The organism is Oceanobacillus sp. CF4.6 (genome assembly GCF_051262635.1).
In the GTDB taxonomy this organism is placed as follows: domain Bacteria; phylum Bacillota; class Bacilli; order Bacillales; family Amphibacillaceae; genus Oceanobacillus.
In genome coordinates this window covers 1-546 of the sequence record NZ_JBIMEX010000038.1, presented here as the reverse complement: position 1 = coordinate 546, position 546 = coordinate 1, and the positions used below count along the sequence as shown (strand labels likewise).

Sequence of the window (546 nt, the reverse complement as noted above, 5' to 3'; positions counted from 1 at the left end):
ATTATCCTTAGAAAGGAGGTGATCCAGCCGCACCTTCCGATACGGCTACCTTGTTACGACTTCACCCCAATCATCAGTCCCACCTTCGGCGGCTGGCTCCAAAAAGGTTACCTCACCGACTTCGGGTGTTACCAACTCTCGTGGTGTGACGGGCGGTGTGTACAAGGCCCGGGAACGTATTCACCGCGGCATGCTGATCCGCGATTACTAGCGATTCCGGCTTCATGCAGGCGAGTTGCAGCCTGCAATCCGAACTGAGAATGGTTTTATGGGATTTGCTTGACCTCGCGGTTTTGCTTCCCTTTGTTCCATCCATTGTAGCACGTGTGTAGCCCAGGTCATAAGGGGCATGATGATTTGACGTCATCCCCACCTTCCTCCGGTTTGTCACCGGCAGTCACCTTAGAGTGCCCAACTAAATGCTGGCAACTAAGATCAAGGGTTGCGCTCGTTGCGGGACTTAACCCAACATCTCACGACACGAGCTGACGACAACCATGCACCACCTGTCACTCTGTCCCCGAAGGGAACGTCCTATCTCTAGGA

Annotated in this window: 1 rRNA gene; it reads right to left on the bottom strand. The window is 53.8% G+C overall.

The features are described from left to right. Positions 1 to 11: 11 nt before the first annotated feature. A 16S ribosomal RNA gene (locus ACHABU_RS20685) occupies positions 12 to 546 on the bottom strand; the annotation flags it as partial.